The organism is Mesorhizobium helmanticense, assembly GCF_003034915.1.
Classification (GTDB): Bacteria; Pseudomonadota; Alphaproteobacteria; order Rhizobiales; family Rhizobiaceae; genus Mesorhizobium; species Mesorhizobium helmanticense.
Map to the genome: position 1 here is coordinate 63,822 of NZ_PZJX01000018.1, position 20,117 is coordinate 83,938.

Annotated in this window: 15 protein-coding genes; 3 read left to right on the forward strand and 12 right to left on the reverse strand. The window is 60.5% G+C overall.

What is annotated here, in order from left to right; all coding sequences use genetic code 11:
• Positions 1-97 precede the first annotated feature (97 nt).
• From C9427_RS08020 to C9427_RS08055, 8 genes are all read right to left on the reverse strand, one after another.
• Complete coding sequence (locus C9427_RS08020; protein WP_107648597.1) at positions 98-1,726, reverse strand: GMC family oxidoreductase; 1,629 nt, start codon at positions 1,724-1,726, stop codon at positions 98-100.
• Positions 1,723-2,280, reverse strand: a complete 558-nt coding sequence (locus C9427_RS08025; protein ID WP_107648598.1) for a gluconate 2-dehydrogenase subunit 3 family protein — start codon at positions 2,278-2,280, stop codon at positions 1,723-1,725. Before C9427_RS08025 ends, C9427_RS08020 begins: the two co-directional genes overlap by 4 nt.
• A complete protein-coding gene (locus C9427_RS08030) occupies positions 2,277-3,749 on the reverse strand; it encodes an aldehyde dehydrogenase family protein (protein WP_107648599.1) in 1,473 nt (490 codons plus the stop codon). Before C9427_RS08030 ends, C9427_RS08025 begins: the two co-directional genes overlap by 4 nt.
• A gap of 14 nt (positions 3,750-3,763) precedes the next feature.
• Positions 3,764-4,921 carry an amidohydrolase/deacetylase family metallohydrolase gene (locus C9427_RS08035; RefSeq protein ID WP_107648600.1) on the reverse strand — a complete coding sequence of 386 codons (1,158 nt, stop codon included), beginning with the start codon at positions 4,919-4,921 and terminating at the stop codon, positions 3,764-3,766.
• On the reverse strand, positions 4,911-5,960 hold the full coding sequence (locus C9427_RS08040; RefSeq protein WP_107648601.1) for an ABC transporter ATP-binding protein: 1,050 nt from the start codon (positions 5,958-5,960) through the stop codon (positions 4,911-4,913). The genes C9427_RS08035 and C9427_RS08040 overlap by 11 nt, the downstream gene beginning before the upstream one ends.
• A gap of 14 nt (positions 5,961-5,974) precedes the next feature.
• Positions 5,975-7,870 carry an ABC transporter permease gene (locus C9427_RS08045; RefSeq protein WP_107648602.1) on the reverse strand — a complete coding sequence of 632 codons (1,896 nt, stop codon included), beginning with the start codon at positions 7,868-7,870 and terminating at the stop codon, positions 5,975-5,977.
• A 113-nt stretch (positions 7,871-7,983) separates the two neighbouring features.
• Positions 7,984-9,288, reverse strand: a complete 1,305-nt coding sequence (locus C9427_RS08050) for an ABC transporter substrate-binding protein (protein WP_107648603.1) — start codon at positions 9,286-9,288, stop codon at positions 7,984-7,986.
• Positions 9,289-9,542: 254 nt separating this feature from the next.
• Positions 9,543-10,487, reverse strand: coding sequence for a MurR/RpiR family transcriptional regulator (locus tag C9427_RS08055; protein ID WP_107648604.1), 945 nt, complete (start codon positions 10,485-10,487; stop codon positions 9,543-9,545).
• Positions 10,488-11,110: 623 nt separating this feature from the next.
• Between C9427_RS08055 and C9427_RS08060 the strand changes: the two genes are divergently transcribed.
• Positions 11,111-13,663, forward strand: coding sequence for a caspase family protein (locus C9427_RS08060; RefSeq protein ID WP_107648605.1), 2,553 nt, complete (start codon positions 11,111-11,113; stop codon positions 13,661-13,663).
• A gap of 14 nt (positions 13,664-13,677) precedes the next feature.
• The gene (locus C9427_RS08065; RefSeq protein WP_107648606.1) at positions 13,678-13,992 is read left to right on the forward strand and encodes a hypothetical protein; all 315 of its coding nucleotides are present in this window, start codon (positions 13,678-13,680) and stop codon (positions 13,990-13,992) included.
• 152 nt (positions 13,993-14,144) lie between these two features.
• On the opposite strand, the gene C9427_RS08070 is transcribed toward C9427_RS08065, so the two are convergent.
• On the reverse strand, positions 14,145-14,723 hold the full coding sequence (locus C9427_RS08070) for a DUF6931 family protein (RefSeq protein WP_107648607.1): 579 nt from the start codon (positions 14,721-14,723) through the stop codon (positions 14,145-14,147).
• A 192-nt stretch (positions 14,724-14,915) separates the two neighbouring features.
• Between C9427_RS08070 and C9427_RS08075 the strand changes: the two genes are divergently transcribed.
• Positions 14,916-15,446, forward strand: a complete 531-nt coding sequence (locus tag C9427_RS08075; protein WP_107648608.1) for an OmpA family protein — start codon at positions 14,916-14,918, stop codon at positions 15,444-15,446.
• A gap of 55 nt (positions 15,447-15,501) precedes the next feature.
• Here the strand turns inward: C9427_RS08075 and C9427_RS08080 are convergent, their stop codons facing one another.
• From C9427_RS08080 to C9427_RS08090, 3 genes are all read right to left on the reverse strand, one after another.
• On the reverse strand, positions 15,502-17,157 hold the full coding sequence (locus C9427_RS08080; protein ID WP_107648744.1) for a caspase family protein: 1,656 nt from the start codon (positions 17,155-17,157) through the stop codon (positions 15,502-15,504).
• 170 nt (positions 17,158-17,327) lie between these two features.
• Complete coding sequence (locus tag C9427_RS08085; RefSeq protein WP_107648609.1) at positions 17,328-19,655, reverse strand: M23 family metallopeptidase; 2,328 nt, start codon at positions 19,653-19,655, stop codon at positions 17,328-17,330.
• Positions 19,652-20,047: a DUF1036 domain-containing protein gene (locus C9427_RS08090; protein ID WP_107648610.1), complete on the reverse strand. Its 396-nt coding sequence runs from the start codon at positions 20,045-20,047 to the stop codon at positions 19,652-19,654. Before C9427_RS08090 ends, C9427_RS08085 begins: the two co-directional genes overlap by 4 nt.
• Between the last annotated feature and the right edge of the window lie 70 nt (positions 20,048-20,117).

Here is a 20,117-nt window from a genome sequence, read left to right on the forward strand (position 1 = left end):
TTGTCTTTCTCTGATCCGCACGACTCCGGTCATAGCCATTTCGGCGGGACCCCGATGGCTTTACCGGGCTTGCGATGGACTACCCGCGTCGTCCGCGTCAGGCGGCTATCGACGACCGCGTCTGCTGCGACAGGGTTTCGAAATTGTCGCGGATATAGGCTGCGGCACGCAAAGCGAGCGCCGAGATGGTCGCCGTCGGATTGACGACACCGCCGGTCGCCAGCACGCTTCCATCGACGATGAAAAGATTGGGAACCTCCCAGGTCTGATTCCACCGGTTGACGACGGATGTCGCGAGGTCGCTGCCCATGCGGCAGGTGCCGATCATATGCCAGGCGGGTGTGCGATAAACGCCGTCCTTGTCGCGATAGTCATGCAGCCGATATTCGAAAGCGCCGCACGCCTTTGCAAGCTCCTCGAGGCGATCCAGCATGTAGTTCATCATGCGCTTGTCGTTTTCACCTGGCGCATAATGGGTCTTTGCCGCAGGCACGCCATCGGAATCTTTCAGCACGGGATCCAGCGTCACGCGATTTTCCGGATTCGGCAGATCGTCGCCAATGGCGAAAACGCCGATGGAATGGCCGAAGTGACGCTCGAACCACGGGTGATGGTCGCGGCCCCATGGCGCACGAGCCGGCGTGAACCAGCCTGCAGCGAGTTCTCCTGCCGAAGGCGTTGAGGTGATGCAGTTGAAATTGAAACCGTTGACGAAACCGCGCGACACGTCGGTTTCGGCAAACTGCCGCGACAGCAGGGATGCGACGTAACCGATATGACCATCGACCGGCTCGTCGACCCACATCTCGCAGGCAACCAGCGTGTGGTGCAGGAGATGGCGTCCGACCTGATCGTTGGCGTTGGCAAGATTGTCGGATGCAAGAAGGAGCCGTGGCGTGCCGATGCCGTTCGCGGCCACGATAACCAGTTTCGCTTTCTGGAAATATTTCTTCCCGGTGTTCCGGTCGACATAGAGCGCGCCGCTTGCGCGGCCGTCCGGGTCTTTCTCGATCTTCAGCACGCGGGCGTTGATGCGCAGTTCGCAGCCGGCATTCAATGCCTTCGGCCAGATGGACAGCGAATATTTGCTCATCGATCCGCGCGGGCAGCCGTTGCAGGTGCCGCAATTGTTACAGGCCGGTCGGCCGTCATAATCCTCCGAGATCGCCGCGGCCTCGACGGGCCACCAGTGCCAGTCAAGCGCATCGAAACCGGAAGCAAGGCGCTTCGCCACCTTGGACACAGGCATTGGCGGGGTCGGGCAGCGGTCTCGTGGGGGCATGGCCGGATCGCCGGCAAGTCCCGACACGCCGACGAGCTTGTCGGCCTGCTCGTAGAAGGGCGCGATATCCTCATAGGTGAGCGGCCAGTCCGGCTGAAGACCATGCTCCGTGCCCTTGCGGAAATCGGAGGGACGGTAGCGTGGCCAGATTGCGCCATAGACGTTGGTCGACCCGCCGACGGCGTTCCACATCAGGATTTGCGAGGAGTCCGAATTGACGGGGAAATCGTCCGGATGGCTGCGCTTGTTGACGTCCGGGCTCCAGTTGGTCCGGCGCTGCCAAGACCAGTCGGCATGGAGATGCGGATGATCTTGCGCTTCCACCCAGGAACCCTGTTCCAGGCAGATGACATCGAGACCGGCTTCCGCCAGTGTCAGTGCCGCCAGGGATCCCGTCGCGCCGGCGCCCACGATCAATACGTCACAGATGCGCTCTGTTGTCATCTTTCCAGTCCCCAATGATCTGTCTTTACCGTGTCCAGGCCGAGCGACGACGTATCGACGGGCCTGACGTTTTCTGTTTTCAGGTAGCGGCCGCGGCGATGGGCGGGCTGGTCCCGGTTGAAATCAAAGGGCGCCATGTCGTAGCCGGTGAGATGAGGCCGGTAGGAGTATGGGCGCCCCGTGTTTCGAATGGCTTCGATGACGAAAGGCGTTTCGTAGTAGGCAAGCGTCACCGCTGCGTAGATCCTGTCGAAAAGCTCCGGGTCAGCGTGCTCGAAGGCCTTGACGGACGCGATGCGGGTCTCGCCATCGGCGCTTGAAAGCCCGTCCCTTTCCCAGCCCAGCAGATCGGCCATTGCCGTAAACCGCACATCGCTCCAGTCCGCAAGGAGACGCATCGCCACGATGCCGTGCACGCCGGCTTCGGATGCGGAGGGCCAGCCCTCGGCGCCAGGGATCAGTTCGTCGACGAGAACGCGGATCATCCGCGCTTTTTCGGGCGGAGAAAGCAGCGAATTGCGTTCGCCGGCAAAAGCAAGCGATTGGGGGTTCATGCCGCACCTGCCTTTCGATCGATCGTGACCGAAATCATCTTGAGTTCCGTCATGGCTTCCATCGTGTGCACGCCGCCCAGCCGGCCGATGCCGCTCCTGGTGCCGGTCCCGCCGCCGAAAGGCAGGTGAATTTCCCACCAGGTGCTGCCGGCATTGACGTTGACGATCCCGGCGGGGATCGCCTTGGCGATCGAAACACCTCGCGCCACATCCGCCGTGAAGACGCCGACCGACAGGCCATAGTCGCTGTCGAGCGCCAGATCGAGCGCTTCGGCCTCGTCCCTGAACGCGAGAACGGGAACGACAGGGCCGAAAGTCTCCTCCCGGTTGATTTTCATCTCGCGCGTGACACCGGCGATGATCGTCGGTTCAAAAAACAGTCCACTGCCGAGATCGGGGCGCGGCTTGCCGCCATAAAGCACCTTGGCGCCTTGGGCGACCGCGTCATCGACATGCTCCTTGACCTTGGCCGCGACCTTGGCGTTGTTCAGCGGCCCCATGGTGGTTCCCTGATGGAAGGGATCGCCGAGCACATGTTTTTTCGCATGGACGACAAGTTTCTCGCACAGGCTTTCGGCAATCGACCGATGCGCGAGAACACGTCCCGTCGCGGCGCAGACCTGACCGGCATTGAAGAATGCGCCGCCGGCCGCGGCAGCGGCAGCCGCGTCAAGATCGGCATCCTCGAAAACGATCACGGGGCCGTTGCCGCCCAGTTCCAGGAGCAGCGGCTTGCCGGCGCCGCGCTCGGCGATTCTCCTGCCGGTCGCCGCACTCCCGGTAAAGCCGATGGCCGCCACGTCGGGATGAACCACGACGGCGTCGCCCGCGGTTGCGCCTTCCCCGATGACCAGATTGATGACGCCGGCGGGAAGACCGGCGCTGTCGATTGCCTCCATCAAGGCACAGGCGACCAGCGAGGTGGAAGGAGCGGGGACCCAGACGATGGTGTTGCCGCTGGCAATGCCCGGGGCCAGATATTCCACGGGGATGTTGACCGGAAAATTCCACGGGGTGATGACGCCATAAACGCCACGCGGCTGGCGGATCGTCATGACAAGCTTCGTCGGATCCTCGGCCGGCAAGGTCTGCCCGCCCATTTGCTTGACGAGCTCGGATGCCAGCCGGAAGCCGTCGGCGGCCTTGCCGACCTCACCCATGGCCTCCGCAAGAACCTTGCCTTGCTCGGCCGAGAGGATGCGAGCGATCTTTTCCTGAGCGGCGTCGATTGCCGAGGCGATGGCAACGCAAATCGCGGCGCGCTTGAAAACCGGCGTGTCGGCCCATGCCGGCCCGGCGGCCTTTGCCGCGGCGACAGCCCGTTGTGCCGTCTCGCGGCTTGATCGCGGGAGCTGGGCAATGGTCTCTCCGGTTGCCGGGTTGACCGCCGCCATGGTCTCCGGCTCCGTCTGCCATTCGCCGCCTATGAAATTGGCCGGCGCGTCTTTCGTTGTGTAGCCACCATCCATTTTTCAGATCTCCTTCATTCGGCCGCTGCTGCGAGCGTTTGATCGTCGGTACCGATATCCTGGCCGGCAATGACCAGACCGGCGGCAAAGATACGTTCAGGCGCGACGACGATCTCGCCACGCGTGTCTTCAAGGGAAAACGCGCCGCTGCGCAATTCGAGGATGCTCGCATCCCCGGCCGAGCCGATCTTGAACGTTCCAAGCTCAGGGCGCCGCAATGCCTTGGCCGCATTGACGGTCGAGGCTGCGATGATGTCGTTGATCGACATGCCGAGCGCCAGGAATTTCGAAAGCGTCGTGACCTGGTCGTAGGCCGGGCCTTCGATGCACAGCGCATGGACATCGGAGGAGATGGTGTCCGGCTGGAAACCTTGCGCCATCATTGCGCGTGCGGACTTCCAGGAGAAGGAGCCCATCCCGTGGCCGATATCGAAAAGAACGCCGCGTTGCCTTGCCTCAAGGATTTCCGGCTTGATCTTGCCCCTGCCGTCGACGGGTGCATTGGGGAAGGGCCGGAAACAATGGGTCAGCACGTCGCCGGCGCGCAGGCGCGAGACAACGGCCTCGTAGGATGGCGGCGGCTCATCGATATGGGCCATCAGCGGCAGGCCCGTCTCATCCGCGACCTGCAGGGCGACATCGAGAGGCTGGATACCGGCGGGGCCGGAAGCATGGCGCCCGATGCGCACTTTCACGCCGATGATGACGTCGCGGTTGGCGTTGATGATCTCGACCGCTTCACGGCCGGCAAGAAGCCGCATGTCATGGCTTTCGCCGATCATGAAATTCTTTGCGAACCCATAGATGCCGGCGAAGGAGATATGCAGATAAACGAGAATGCGGGCGGTGCTGCGCTCGATCACATGCTTGCGAAATCCCGGAAAATTTCCTGGTCCCGCACTTCCTGTATCGACGCAGGTCGAAACCGCGCTCTTTCGGGCAAACGAGTCGGGGTCCACGCCGAGCGACGTCCCGCCCCAGTAGACATGCGTGTGCAGATCGATCAGGCCGGGCGTCACGATCAAGCCGGAGACGTTTCGTTCTTGCGTGCCGGAAAGACCGTCCCCAAGCGCGGCGACCTTTCCGCCGGCGAAGGCAACGTCGGTGATGCGGTCGATGCCCTGGGAAGGATCGATCACACGGCCATTTTTTAAAACGAGCTCATACGGCATGAATTCGGCTTTCGGTTTCCAAGAATTGCTGGTTGATACGGGTGCCGCCGTCCGCGGCGAAATAACGAACGGCGTCCGCTCGCGCGCTGAGGATGACGCTTTGGCCGGCAGACAGGCCGGACGCGTCGCTACAGGTTGCCCGGACGACATGCCCGGCGATCGAAACGTCGAGGAACTGGAAAGGCCCGGCCGGCTCGATAAGCACAAGCTCGCCCGACAGCGTCAGGCCGCCATTGCCACGAGCCGCCGGCTTCAGGTCGTGTGGACGCACGCCGAGGATCTGATCGGAACTGCCGCCACACAGATTGGCGGGCAAGAAGTTCATTTGCGGGCTGCCGATGAACCCGGCAACGAATTGGTTGGCTGGCTCGGAATAAACCTCCATCGGCGGCGCGAACTGCTGCACGACGCCGTCCTTCATCACGGCGATCCGGTCGGACAGCACCATGGCCTCCTCCTGATCGTGCGTAACGAAGATGACGGTGATGCCGAGCGCCTTCTGGAGGCGCCGGATCTCGGTGCGCATGCGCACGCGCAGCGAGGCATCGAGATTGGAAAGGGGCTCGTCCATTAGAAGTACCGAAGGGTTTCTGACGATCGCGCGGCCAACGGCGACGCGCTGGCGCTGGCCGCCGGAAAGCGCCGCCGGCGGTCGGTCGAGAAGGGCCTCGATGCCCAGAACATCGGCGGCCCAGGCAACCTGCTTGTCCACGGTCGCCTCTGCCAGTTTCTGCTGGCGCAATGGAAAGGCGATATTTTCGCGCACCGTCATATGCGGATAGAGCGCGTAATCCTGGAAGACCAGGGCGATGTTGCGTTCGCGCGGTCCGAGATCCGAAATCTCCTTGTTGTCGAAGCGGATGGATCCCTCGTCGATATCCTCCAGGCCGGCGATGCAAAACAGCAAAGTCGATTTTCCGCATCCCGACGGTCCGAGGAAGGAGATGAACTCGCCGTCGTTGATCGAGAGATCGAGCCCTTTCAAAACAGCCATGGTCCCGAACCGCTTGTTGAGGCCGGCAATTTCGATCGATGCCATGCTCAAATCTCCTTTCAGCCCTTGACCGCGCCGGAAAGCGCACCCTGGACGAGGTAACGTTGGAAGAAGAAGGCGACCGCCACGGGCGGCAGGATGGCAAGCACGCTGGCGGCAAAAAGCGGCCCATACTCATAGAAGCGTGCCTGGTTGAGAAAGCCTGCGATGACGACCGGGATTGTCTGCGTCTTGGGGGTCGAGGTCAGGATCATGGCAAAGAGAAACTCGTTCCAGGACACCAGGAAGCAGAAGATCAGCGCCGCGACGATAGCCGGCCGCACCACAGGCACCAGAACCTTGCGGAACATCGTCCAGCGGCTGCAGCCATCGATCTGTGCAGCGCGCTCCAGGCTGAGGGGCACGGTCTCGAAACTGGTCTTCATCATCCAGGCGGCAAGCGGCATCAGGATCGTCGAATATGCGATCACCAGACCGAGATGGGTGTCGATGAGCCCGAGCGTCCGGAAGATGACAAAGAACGGCAGAACCAGCGTCAGCGCAGGAACCATACGCGTCAGAAGAAGCGCCCAGAGGCTGACGGCAAAGAAACGATGTCCGGCGTAGCGGGCAAAACCGTAACCAGCCAATGTGCCGAGCGCGACGTTGATGACGGAGACGACGATGCCGACGCCGAAACTGTTGAGCAGCGACAACGGCACGCGTGCGGCCTGCACGCTGGTCGTGCCTTGGGCCATGAGCACGGACCGATAGTTTTCGAAGGTGAGCGTCGAGGGCACGACGGAAGGAGGCGTTCGGATCAGGTCGGTGGCCGGCGACAGGCTGATCAGGATCAGCGCGGCGACGGGCAGGAAAGACCAGACAAAAATGGCAACAACGGCGAGCGCGAACAGGAATTTAGCCGTGTTGCGCGTGGCAATCGGGCCCATCAGCCTCTTCGGCTTCCATTCCGGCAAGACGACCATGGGAGGGCGCGGGCGGCTGGCCGTCTGCAGTCCTGGAGCGGCCATCGCCGGCACCGTCGTTCTGGCTTTCCTGGGGCTGAGGAAGGCGAAATAGGCGATCGCGAATGCAAGGCTGAGGAACGTCAACACGTAGAGAAGAGCGGCCCCTTCGCCGAACTTCAGGAACTGGAAGGATTGCATGTAGCCGAGCCAGGACAATGTGGTTGTCGCCGCGCCCGGCCCACCGCGCGTCATGATCCAGATGATGTCGAAGGCCAGGAACGCATTGATGGTGGAGATGATGGTGGAGAAAAGCAGCGTCGGCTTGAGCCAGGGCAGCGTGATCGAGAAGAAGCGCTTGACCGGCCCTGCGCCGTCGAGAATGGCTGCGCGATGCAGGTTGCCCGGCATGGATTGCAAGCTGGAAAGGAGCATCAGCGTCGTCAACGGCGTCTGGTTCCAGACCTGGGTCAATGCCACGAGGTTGAGGGCGCGGAAGCCCTCTCCGAACCATGCCCGTCCCCATGAACCGAGGCCCACGTCGTTGAGAAAGCCGTTCAACAAACCGAAATTGCCGGCATAGATGAAGGACCACAGCACTCCGATAGACACAGGCGCCATGGCCCAGGGGACAAGGACCACACTGCGCAGGAAGCCGCGGCCAGCAAATCGCTGGTTTAAGACAAGTGCGATCAGCGTTCCGAGTACGGTCGTTCCGATGACCGCAATCGCCGAGAAATAAAGCGTGCGGCCGAGCGCATACCAGAAGTCCTGGTTCTGGAAGATCTTCGTATAATTGGCGAAGCCAACGAAAATCCATCGCTTGGTGATCGGATTGGTGATGTTGAAGGACAAATAGAGGCTGTAGAGGAGTGGCAGGCCGACGATCAGGACCATCAGGATCAGTGTCGGGGCGACGGAGACATAAGCAAAAGCCGGAAGGCTGATCCTGCGGCGGCGCTGATGCGCCAGTGGCTCTATTCTTTGCGACGGCAGCAGCGTCGTTGTCATGCGTCCTCGCACATCATCTGGGCCAGATCGCCGGCAATGCCGCGTCTGGCGATGTCGTTGGAGGTTGATACGGACGGAGTAGCCGATCCCGATGACCGGCTACTTCGGATGCCTTACTGGTACTGGGCCTTCAACTCCGAAGCCTTGGCCGCAAGCGATGCCACCAGCTGGTCGGTCGAGCTGCCCGAACGGATGTATTCCTGGACCTGCTGCATCATGAACATATCCCATTCCGGGAACCAGATCGCCTTGCCGATGGCGCGTGACGTCGCCATGCCGAGCTGTTTGGCCGAAATATCGAGGTCGCGCCATTTCGAGAAACTGGCGACGATCTCGGGGTCCTGCATGACCTCCTTGTAGCCCGAGCCGAGGCCGAACTCGAGCGCCCAGCGCTTGATCACATGATACTGGCCATCCTTGGCTTTGCCGCCGAAGAACTGGAGCAGGTTCCACACGCGTTCCTCATCGACGGGTTGCGAGCCCATGAGATAGGCCGCCGTCCAGGCCATGGTCGAGCGGGTCGCTCCCGGCATGATCGCGTTGCGCACTTTTCCCGCGATCTTGGAAACGGCGGGATCATTGGCAACCTTGTGGTTGTAATCATGCACGACCATGAATGTGTGGCGGCCGGAGGCATAGCTGGGCACGCCTTCGCCGGGCAAAGTCATGATGTCCTCGACGACCAGCTTTTCCTTGTAGAAAGTCTGGTTGATTTCGAGGATCTTGCGCAACGCCGGCTCGTCGACGAAGTTCCCATCGGCGTCGAAGACCTTTGCGCCTTCTGAATACCATGCCGCGAACATGTACCAGGACATATCAGGCCATTGTTGCTGCCACATCGCGTGGAAGGGCGCCTCGGAGATCCCATCCTTCTTGAGCTTGCGGCAGACATCAAGGACGGCATCCCAGGTTTCCGGCGCCTGAACCCCGGCCTTCGCGAGATGCTCCTCGTTGTAGAGGAAGGTGTTGTAGCCGGCGTAGTAGGGAAGCCCGCATAGCGGCCCGCCGTTCGGCAGTGAAAGCGACTCCACACTGACCGGGAACATGCCGGCCTTGATATCAGCAACGCCCGGCAGGCTCTCGATGTCGCGGATCCAGTTGGCTGCGTGCCAGCGGGCGATGTAGTTCTCCTCGGAGTACAGCATGTCGATATGCTGACCGCCGGTAAGCTTCGTCTCCGCCACGGGGTGGTAGTCGCCTGATACGAGTTCGTAATTCACGTTCTCGTCGTAGAGTTTCATGAACGACTTGACATTCTCTTCGACGATCTGCGGCTGGTACTGCCAGCCAACGAAGCTGATCGGTGTGGAGGGCGCCGCGAAAGCGCGAGATCCCATCATCGCCGCAGCGGATAACCCCGCAGCGCCTTGCAGTATCTGTCTTCTGGACAGCAGGTGTCGTTCCAGCGAAGAAATCATGCTAGTTCCCCATTGTTATAGCTTTTTTGATTTCGGCCAACCGGCTGCGCCGGCAGATAACTTTCGGTATCTCCGACCTCGAAGACGAACTGTAAGGCCGGTTAAGCTCGTGCTGTGGGGTAACTATGCAAAATTTTTTGGAGCTGTCCAACAAAATTTTTATTTTCGGATCATTTATCCGCCAGTTTTGAGCAGGTGACCATTTTTTAAGCTGACTTTTGATCGAAAAAGCAAAAAATAGACATCTTTTCGGGTCAGTCGCACAGAGGTTGGGTCTGAGCCTCATCGCGCGCGATCGCCAGCTGCTGCTTGAGGCGGCGAAGTTTTTCCCGGCCTGCGTTCTTACGTGCGATGGCGACGCCGTAGGAGATGATATCGATCGCGATCATGTAAGCGTAGCGGATTGACGCCGGGCTCAGAATATCTTCGTCGGGGGGGGCGTTGATGGGCAGCAGCTCATCCACCGCGGCGGCGAGAGGTGTTCCGCTTGGGGTCAGGGCAATCGTTATCGCTCCGTATTCGCGAGCGACGGATACGGCCTTCTCAAGCTCGCTATTGGCGCCCGTGAGCGAACAGCAGATGACGACGTCCGTGCGTTCCACGCTTGTCGCCAGCATGAATTGCATCTGGTGATCGTTACAGGGAATGACACGTATGCCCAGCCGGAAAAAGCGGTTCTGGATTTCCTCGATGAGCCATGAGGAGACGCCGCCGCTGCCGAATGCGTAGAGCGTGTGACAGACACTGATCTTGTCGACCACCGCCTGAGCGCGTTCGAGATCGACGTTGTGATGCATATCCGCAATGGTTTTCTGTGCCCGTTTGCTGACGCGCTCCGCAACCTCGGCGATGGATCCGGGCGGCGTCTGGGGTTCGAGATAACGGATGCCGACACGCACCGATCCCATGATCTTAAGCTTGAGATCCTTTAGGCCGTCACACCCCAGCATGCGGGAAAACCGGGTGACGGTTGGCGCCGATACATGGAGCCAGGTGGTGAGCTCCTCGATGGGCTTTTCGGCAAAGCTATGCGGCTCGCTCAGAATCGCGTGTGCAATCCGGCGGTTTGTTTTGGAGAACTGTGACTGCTGGTCGATAATTAATCCGATAATGTCTTGTGCGTTGCGCTTGTCGCCTTGGACGACCACGCCATCATTGGGTTTCGATGTGCGAGTTTCTTGCGATCTATTGCGAGCCATTGACTATCTCCCTAGGAATTGATCTCGCAACGTGGGCTCGTGCTCGAGGCAGAGAGCGATGGCATGCACGTCGACTTCCGTCGCGACCGCCTGCTTTCGGACTGCTTTCCAGGTCGTTGCATAAATTTTACTTTACTCATACTGGCTATAATCAAGAGGATTTGGGGGCCTATTGACCCGAGCAAATACGGTACCGCCTTTGCATCCGATACCGCAAATCGGCGCGACGCATCATAGGCATTTTCCAGTGACGTAGCTTTGGCTCGACTATCGGAGCAGTTTGTCAGGATTGCTTACGCTTCCTGCTCGCCCTTGGCCGGCCGCCGCGTCAGGATTTCCGGCGACGCTTGTTTCAGTCCTGCAATTAACCACAATATCGTTACGGCAGCCGACCCCAGCGCGACCACGGGTTCTAATAGCCGAAATGGCGAGCCTGTGTGACATACATTGCAGACACCTCACCTCTGATGTAATTTAGCAATTGATCAGGTGAGGGCTTGTCCGCTGTCGTGGCGGCGTTTCTCCCGGGTCGTGTCTCGGCAGGTTGCATGCTCTCTAACGGACTTTGATACCGCAAGTTGTATTCTTGTGGTCATCAGGTAACAGCGGTTAAGGGATATGACATGCTCCGACGTTGCGGCTTCGTTGTAGCCTTCATCATCGCAAGCCTTGCGGCCTTCGACGCGTCCGCGCTCGAACGAAGAGTTGCCTTTGTCATCGGCAATTCCGACTACCGGGAAATCTCGGCCCTCAAGAACCCGGCCAAGGATGTTGTGGACGTATCCGATACGTTTCGGCAGGCTGGTTTCGAGGTGTTCGTTGCGAGCAATCTCACCAAGCTGCAGTTCGAAGACCAGTTCCGCAACTATCTGGCCGCCGTGGATGGCGCCGATGTCGCCGTCGTCTACTATTCCGGTCACGGCTTTCAGATCGGCGGCGAAAATTTCCTGATCCCGGTGGACGCGTCGCTGAAACAGCCGGCCGATGTCGAGGTCCAGGCAATCAAGCTGAACGACGTGCTGCAGCAGATGCGTTCGAAGTCGAAAATCCAGGTGATCATTCTCGATGCCTGTCGCAACAATCCATTCCCGCGCAAGGATTATTGGCTGAGGGACCAGCTTGTTGTCGCCAGCGGCACCGGCCTTGCGCAAGTAAGAAGCTCGCTGAACACGCTGATCGCGTTTGCCACCGAACCCGGCGCCGTTGCCTATGACGGCGCCGGCGACCTCAGTCCTTTCTCCTCGGCGTTTGCTCGTCGCGCGCTGGCCCCCAACCAGGAGATTCGCACCGTCATGTCGGCCGTGCGCCGGGATGTGGTTGAGGCGACAAAGGGCCTGCAGGTTCCCTGGGAGAACTCTTCGCTGATCGACGACGTCGTTCTGATGCGTCGAAGCAGCCGCCCATCGCTGCCGCCGGTGCTGGAGAAGGTCGTGCTGTCAGGGGCTGGCCCCGTCGGTCTGGATCTCCCCGAACCGGTCGAGATCGACGGCGGGACAATCACGGTCAGCATCGAAAGACCGCCCACGCTCGGCCGCCTGATGCTGGACGGCAAGGTCGTCGAGGCGGGAGAACTTATCCAGGGCAAGGACCTGCCGCGTTTGCAGATGGATGTCCCAAAGGGAACCGGCGAGCCGGAAGAGATGGACATGCTGGCCTATGCCGCACGCGACAATTGGGGCGGCGAAGCCCGGGGCATGCTGGTGTTCCGGATCAAGAGCGGCGAAGGCGCCCAGGGTGAACAGGTGATGGCTTCGCTCGAGGCCGAGCAGAAGCAGCAGGTGCTGGAGCGGGGCATCCATATCACCGGCGCCGCCGAGGCGATCGAAGACCGGGAGATCGACATTCCGGTCGGCGTCGGCCCGATTCCGCTGAATCTGAATTTCCCGACACAGGACCCTGCGGTCAGCCTGAAAGTTGCCAGCTATCCGGCAACGGGAACGCTATCCCTGCCGGATCGGATCCTGTCGCCCGACTCCAGCCTGATGGCTGATGAGGTCGACCGGCTGCGCTATGAGCCCCAGATCGGAGCTGGCAAAACGGTCGAGGTCGCCTTCGAAATCCGGGCGGGCAGCGCCGCATCCAAGCCCGCCACGATGAAACTATCGCCTACCGTCGATCCCTGCGACTCGGCTGCCGGTGAACCCCTCGACCTGCAGGGCGTCGTCCCCGGCCTGCTGCCAAATGAAATCGGCGCCGACGCGGTGAAGCTCTGCGAGGATGCGGTCAAGGCGTATCCCGATGTCGCCCGCTTCCGCTATGAGCTGGGGCGCGCGCTGCTTGCGGCGGGCAAGGTCGAGCAGGCCAGGAAAGCCATCCAACAGGCTGCCGACAGGGGGCACGTGCGCGCCGTGTTCGAACTTGGCTATATCGCCTCGTCTGGAATAGGGATGGACGTCGATCCCGAGAAGGCAAACGACTTCTACTCAGTGGCATCTGACAAAGGCGATCCCTATGGGATGACGGCGTGGGGTCGTGCCTTGTTCAACGGTCTCGGCGCTCAGCGCGACACGGCCAAGGGGCTGGACCTGCTGCTGAAGGCGGCAGCGATGGGGCATACCTATGCCATGAACGATCTCGCCGCGATCTTCACCGAAGGCCGCAATGGTGCGCCCGTCGATCCGGTCCGCGCCGTTGCTTTCTTGAATGCCGGTGTCGAGCGACAGGACATGTATTCGATGAACCTGCTCGGTCGCAACTACCTCAGCGGCAAAGGTGTCGAAAAGGATCCGAAGGCGGCGCAGGCGCTATTCCAGAAGGCCATCGATCTTGGCCAGCCCTACGCTCCAGCCAGCCTTGGGCGCATGTATCGAGATGGCCTCGGCGTGCAGCAGAACCTTGATGAAGCGCAACGCCTATTTGAGCTGGCGACCGCGCGGGGCGATCAATCCGGTGCATATGATCGCGCGGCCCTCGAGATGCAGAAGGGCGACAATGCCGACCAAGCCGTCGCCGTGCGTTTCCTGGCATTCACAGTCGCGCTCGATCTTCGCAACGAGTTGCCGGACGCCCAGACAACGCTGGCCAAGTTCGGAACGAAGGCGAAAACGGCTGCGTTGAAGCAACTGCGTGGGGAACTCAAGTCGAAGATTCCGTCAAGCGGTTCTATCGACACGCAACTGGTCAAGGCGGCCAGGGCGGTCTGGGAGCAAGCCAATCCGCGTCGGGATTTGTTCTGATCAACAAGGAGGCAATGGTGGGCAGAGTATTGAAGCAGGCGATCATCGGAACAACTCTCTTCGGCGTCCTTGCGGCGCTCACAGGCTGCACGTATTTGATGCCACCCGAACCGACGCCGCTGGTGGAGACGTCACCGCCGAAGGTCGTTCGCAGGGTACCCGTCGAGCAGAAGATTGTTCGCAGGCCACCTGTCGAGCAGAAGGTTGTCAAGGCGGCTCCCAAACGGGTGGTCAAGAAAAAGGTGATCGAGCCGGTTGAGGAGGAGTCTGCGCCACCTGTCATCGCTCCCCTGGGTGGCAGTGGCGGGGGAGGGGGCGGCGGCTGGTGATGGCCTCGATAGCGGCGGTATCTCGGCGCACAGCTGAGCTGGCTTCCGTTTCATTTTTTACGAAAGCTGCGCAACACGACGAGGGTCGGAGGATGCCGCACGACGTGCACAAAACAACAACCTAAAGTGAGACCGGTCAAACGCGAGATGCATTAGTATGCATCCGCTGATTGGCGCAGCGCCTCGATCTCTGCCATCTGGATGCCCATTTCGACAAACGCGGAAAGAACCGAAAAGCGGTCCGCCAATGCAACGCGCGCCAGTCCGGCCAGAACTCCCGCATTGACCGCATGGGCGGCGGGAAATGATCGCAAATGCGATGCCGCGGCCATGTCCGCAGCCGCACCGTTGCCGTGCCATCCTGCGGCCAGGGCAATCCAGGCAGCCGGCGTTGTCGGCGGCATTGCCGCGGCCTTGCTCACTTCCGCGCCATGGTAAGGACTATCGGGTTGGCCGACCCAGTCGTGAACGAGCGCGAGCAACTCCTGATCCCCGCTATCGAGCAGATCGGTCAGGTGGCTCAGGCACTCATGCGCCCACCAGATCGCAGCCCGCTCAGGCAGGAGATAGGCACAGAACGTAATCGCCTCCTCGGGCACTCGTCCGGCAAGGAGAGTGCGGCAAAACTCGATTGAAGGCTGTTCGGTTGGAGGTGCTACCATGTCCCCGGCAACAGCGGGACAGGCCATGAAAAGATCCCGCGCCGTTTTGAATCGAAGCTCATAAGCCATGGCCACCACGCTTTCACCTGGGGAACAATTGGTACTGAAGCGCTGGACGAGGCGCGGGTCAAGCCTCAGTCCAGGGCAAGGTGGCAACCGCCGTTGATCGCCCAAATGCTCAACGTTTATGACAGACAATCGCTTCGCAATTTGGTATAGTCCAAGTTGGCGAAATCGGATGCTCAAAACAGGAGTGCCGTTGTGAAGTTGTGGGGTTCAGCCTTTGTCTTGGCGGTAGCGCTTTCTTCGACACATGCTTCCGCTGATCCGCTTCAGAAATCAGAAGACATCGTGAAGTTTTTCGAAGGGGCGAGCGAATTCGGCCCGTCGCGTGGGGTTTGTGTCGGCACCGAAGACGAATGCAAGAGCAACAAGAAGGAAGCACCCGCCGAAAGAACCAGCATCGATATGCTGATCAATTTCGGCCTGGATTCCGCGGAACTCGATACAACTGCGCGCACCGAACTCGGCGAGTTCGCCAAGGCGCTCAATGATAACCGGCTGAGCACGCTGAGTTTTGTCGTTGAGGGCTACACCGACGCTTCCGGTTCGGCTCACTACAATGAGGGGCTGTCGGAACGAAGAGCACAATCGGTGACCGCCTTCCTCATGTCCAATGGCGTCGACGCTGCCCGCATCAAGGCAATCGGCCTGGGCGAAACGCATCCACGCAACCCCGACCCCTACAATCCGGCCAACCGCCGGGTGGAAATGCGGATAAGAACTGAATAGCTGGTGTGCGTCAGGCCCCTGCTCAGGTGTCGAACAGGCTTGAAACGCAGGCTTGTCAGTTGTTGTTGAGCACGCCACCTACCGCAACGCCGGTGCCGAAAATCAACGCCTTGGTCAGGAAGTCGCTGTTGTCCCGCGGCGGGGGGGCGTCCCGTCGAACCACCTCGCGGTAGCGCTTTTTCTGCACGACCTGCTGTTGTTTGCGAGGCTTGTGTGCCGCCACCGGCTTTTGTGTCCGGGCTTTCTGTGCCACGGGCTTTTGTGCGCGGGCCTTCTGCACCTGTTTTTTCGGCTGCGCTGCACGGGCCTGATCTGCGGCATGTCTGGCGCGCACCGTGGCCATCATTGGATCGGTCTGGATCACCAGGAACGCCAGTTGCTCGCGCGTCAAGAAATCGGTCCGCGGCAGACCGCTCTTCGCTTGCCAGACGCCGATAGCCTGGCGGGTCTGCGGACCTATGTTTCCGTCGATACGGCCGAGTTCGTTGCCCAAGGCTTCGATGCGCAATTGCAGATCGATGCGGCCTTCGCGATCGAGACCGATCGCACTTTCTGTCAACTCGGTACCCGGGGTCTGCTTCGCCTCGTCCGAAACACCAATGGAGGTGCGAACGGCCGAGCCGGAATTGGCATTCGCCTCGTCCTCATCGACCGCCGCGACCTGCTGGTCTTCGGCTTTCGGCTCCTTCAGCTGGTCGATGTTCAGCCGTGCCACAGTGGCAAAGCGGCCGTTGGGAAACTGGTCGAGATAGGCTTCGTAGAACGGAACGGAATTGCGCTTCGAAGCTTCATCCCACAGGCGCTGCTCGACCTCCCAGGAAGGAGGCTCGCTGGTTGCAGGGGCGGGGGTCGCGGTCGCAGCTGCGCCAGATACGTCGGCGGCAGGTTTTACGACAGGCACCGCTTGCGCAACGGATTGTCCCATGAAGACCTCGCGGCCCAGCGATGCGTTGTGCCAAGGTCTCTGGCGGCCCTGCGTCGTTTCGGTCACCTGGCCGCGCACACGCGTCAGCGCGCTCTGGATTTCAACGCCGGGCTCAGTCAGGTGCCTGGCTAACGCCGTGGAATAAGGGCTGTTGACGCCGTTGCCGTCGAAAGCGATGGCGCCTGGATCCGTTGCATAGGCAATCAGAATGCCGCCGGTTCCAACGCCCTCCGATTTTGCTTCAACCGGCGCCAGACCGGCGCCGAACGAGGTGGAGCGGCTCTTAGGCATCGAGGCGGCCAGCGTCCTTGCCAGCGGATTGTCGCGGCAGGCATCGAGGATAATGACCCCGACCGCCGGCTCGGGCGGCAGCGCTGCCATGAAGTCGTCGATCTGAATGGTGCGGGTCTTGAGATAAGCGGGCGATGTCAACTCGGCGTCGACCGGTATCAGGAAATTCTTGCCGTCGACCTGCATACCGTGCCCGGCATAAAATACGACGGCGAGATCGGCGTCATAGGATTGCTCGGTAAACCGGCTGATGAGGCTGTGCATGCCTGCATTGTCCTGATCGACCCCTTCGATCACCTGGAAGCCGGCATTGCGCAGGGTGGATGCGATGAGGTGCGCATCGTTGGCCGGATTGGGCAAGGCAACGGCATGCACGTATTTGCTGTTGCCGATGACCAGCGCCACGCGTTTGGCATCGGGCGTGGCAGCCTCGGCGTCAAGCGAGGCGATGATGAACAGGATAAACCCGCTCAGAAAGACGGCGAATGCTTGCATGGACCAGCCCTCCGCGCCTTTGGCGCACACCATTGGTGTCTGTGCATGCTGAGTTTCATCAGCGACGTAGTCGCTTCTGCCAAAATGGCTCTTGGGCGTATGTGATCCCGGCCACAGTTTTGGTTGAAAGGGTCCGATACGGCGAAACCCGCGCGCCGCGAGAGGCAGGTTCAAAGGGTATTCTGAACCGAGCTTATGACGGCCGTGATTGCCTGCTTGTACTTTTCGAACTCCGGCGATGTCTGGCGGACTTGCGTCGTCGTTGTCTGCTGGCCTGCGCCAGTCGTTGGCTGGCTCAGCTTCCGACCCATTTTCCGTTCGGCCCAGCTCACGACATAGCTGGCGGTCTTGCCGGTGAGAAATGGGTTGGCTTGAATGACGGCCGACCCGAGCACGGCACTCAATTGCGCCGAACCCGACGCCGACAACACTTGATGCGCGCCTTCCATTCCCAGGAAATGGCAGAGATAGAGCCGGCCGGCCGTGATCTGGTGGCCGCGCGCCCGAAGATAGGCCTCGCCTTCGCGCGCCAGATTGCTGACCATCTCGCGCGAGATCGTAGCGTCGTAGCGCAGAGCGAGCAGGTCGGCGGTCGACAATGTCCGCGCAAGTTCGGGGCGATATGTATTCATCATTCTGATCCAGGTCTTTGTTATGAACTGACCGGCGCCGGTCGCTGAAGAAAGGGGGTTCTTGGCGCGGGCGCTGCCGCCACTTTCGACATGAACGATACGGTCGGTCAGCGTTTCGACGGCGGAATCGTCCGTTGCGATTGTGGTAACCGTGCCCAGGGGATTGACGGCCTCGCCGCTCCGATAAAGTTCGAAATGCAGGTGCGGTCCGGTCGAAAGGCCGGTGGTGCCGATATAGCCAATGATATCGCCCGCCTTCACCTTCGTGCCGACACCGTTCTTGATCGCGAACCTCTGCATATGCGCATAGCGCGTCTCGCTCCCGTTTCCGTGCGAGATCTTCACCAGATTGCCGTATCCTTTTCCATCGCCCTGAAAGACGATTTCGCCGTCGAAAGCGGCTGCAATCGGTGTACCCAGAGGTGCTGCCCAATCCACACCCTTGTGGATCCGGACGGTTCCGAGGATCGGGTGTTTTCGCGGACCGAAGGTGGACGTCATGACCCCGTTGACCGGCGTGACCATGCCGTTGGTGACCGTCAGCGAGCGAACCTGATCGTCACCGCTAACGCATGCAAACTGGCCGTCGCTCTGCTGGAAGACGAAACAGTCGAGGCTCTTTTCGCTACCCTGGACACCTACATACAACACCCGTCCCGCAGTCTCTTCCTTGCCACGTGGCCTTTGCGAATAGATCAGCACCAGACGCTGGTCCTGGCTGGCGAAGGCATCCAGATCCTGTCCTCTGGAAAGATACATGATCGCTTCTCCGATCACGCCGGTTGGAACATTATTACGTGCCGCGGTCGAATAGATTGCGTCGAGCAGTCGGTATTGCCTCTTGTGCGTGCCTTCCGCTTGTGCGCCCGAGTAGTTGAACAGATCTTCGCGGACCCAGGGGTCAACACCCGACACAAACGCACCAGCGGCATTGCGCGTCAGCGTGCCGACAAATACGTTCTTGGCGTAGATGGAAACCTGCATCAGGGACATGGCTGTCGTCTCGCGCGCCGGCCTGAAACCGCGCATCGCGACGACATAACCCGGCTCAAGGCTTTCCCGACCGAAAAGCGCCTTCAGGGCTTCGCCTGCCAGCCTGGCGTCCTCGGTGGGGAAATGCGCATCCAGTGCGACGCTGTCCAAACTGCGGTCGTTCAGAATCTTTACGAAAATGTCTGCGGTAGCCTCGAATCGCTGATATTCGCTCGTGACAATTGCGACGCTTGTATTGTTTTCGATCTGGGTCTTCTGGAAGGCGGGAAGGGCTGCCTCGCCTGCAGCGATTGTTTCGCCCCAGCCTGCTTCGGGGTCGTCGGTATCCGCCTGCGGACCAGAAGCAACCGGAGCCTCGCCTGGCTCGAGTAGCTGAGGATCGTCTTGCAAATCGCTGGATGGCGGCGCCGGGGTCTGTCGCTGCGCCTGGAAGAATGCGAAATCTTCTTGCGTGGACGGTATCGTCGTCATGAATTTTTCGCTGGCGCTAAGCATCACGTCAGACAGAATTTCGATCTGGGGAGAAACTCCGGCCTGATCGAGTTCCGCCGGGCGCGGGATCACTTTGCCTTTCGTTGCGGCGCCGGCGTCTGGCGCAAGGGTGATCCACATCGGGTCGCCTGCGAGATCGATAATGGCAGGCACATAGACCGATGCATCGGCCGGCACATCGTCCGTTCCTTCGACCGCCTGCAACTCCTCGTCTTCATCGCCGAACGACCAATAGTTCGCGGTGAGGTAAAAGCCGGTGGCGATCGACAGCAGGACAATCACAGCCAGACCGGCAGAGAGCCTGCGCCACAGCCTGCGTCTGCGAAGGGCGGCGCGCGCCTGCTTCTTCAGCCTGAAGCTCGTATCGATACTGTGCGTCACGGATTGCTTCCGGTCAGGAAAAAGGTCCACCGCACCTGTTCGAGCGTATCGACTTCGAGAAATCGCGCGGCGATACGGCCACGCTGCCAGCATTCATCGATGCCGCGTATCGAGAAGCGCCGCCGGTCGATGCACATTTCGGTCGACCCGGTCAGGATCGCGTGACCAAAGACGTCCGTCGCATAGATGTAGATGTAGCGGTTCGCCAGTTCCTCGCGGATGACGTTTACGCATTGATTTGCGCCGATGGTCCACCAGCCGTCGGTCTGGTCCGCATTGTCGACCTTCTGGCCAACGGCGAGATTGACCACGTCGAGTGTCTGGTTGCAGACGGTGAATTCGGCACGCGCTTCGTTCGTCGAGAGAAGAGCCAGCAGCGCCGCACCCGACATGACCGCAAGTTTGAGGGCTCGAACCAAGTCACGCCGCTTTTTGGGCGGGACAGCGGGCAGGGAGGAAAAA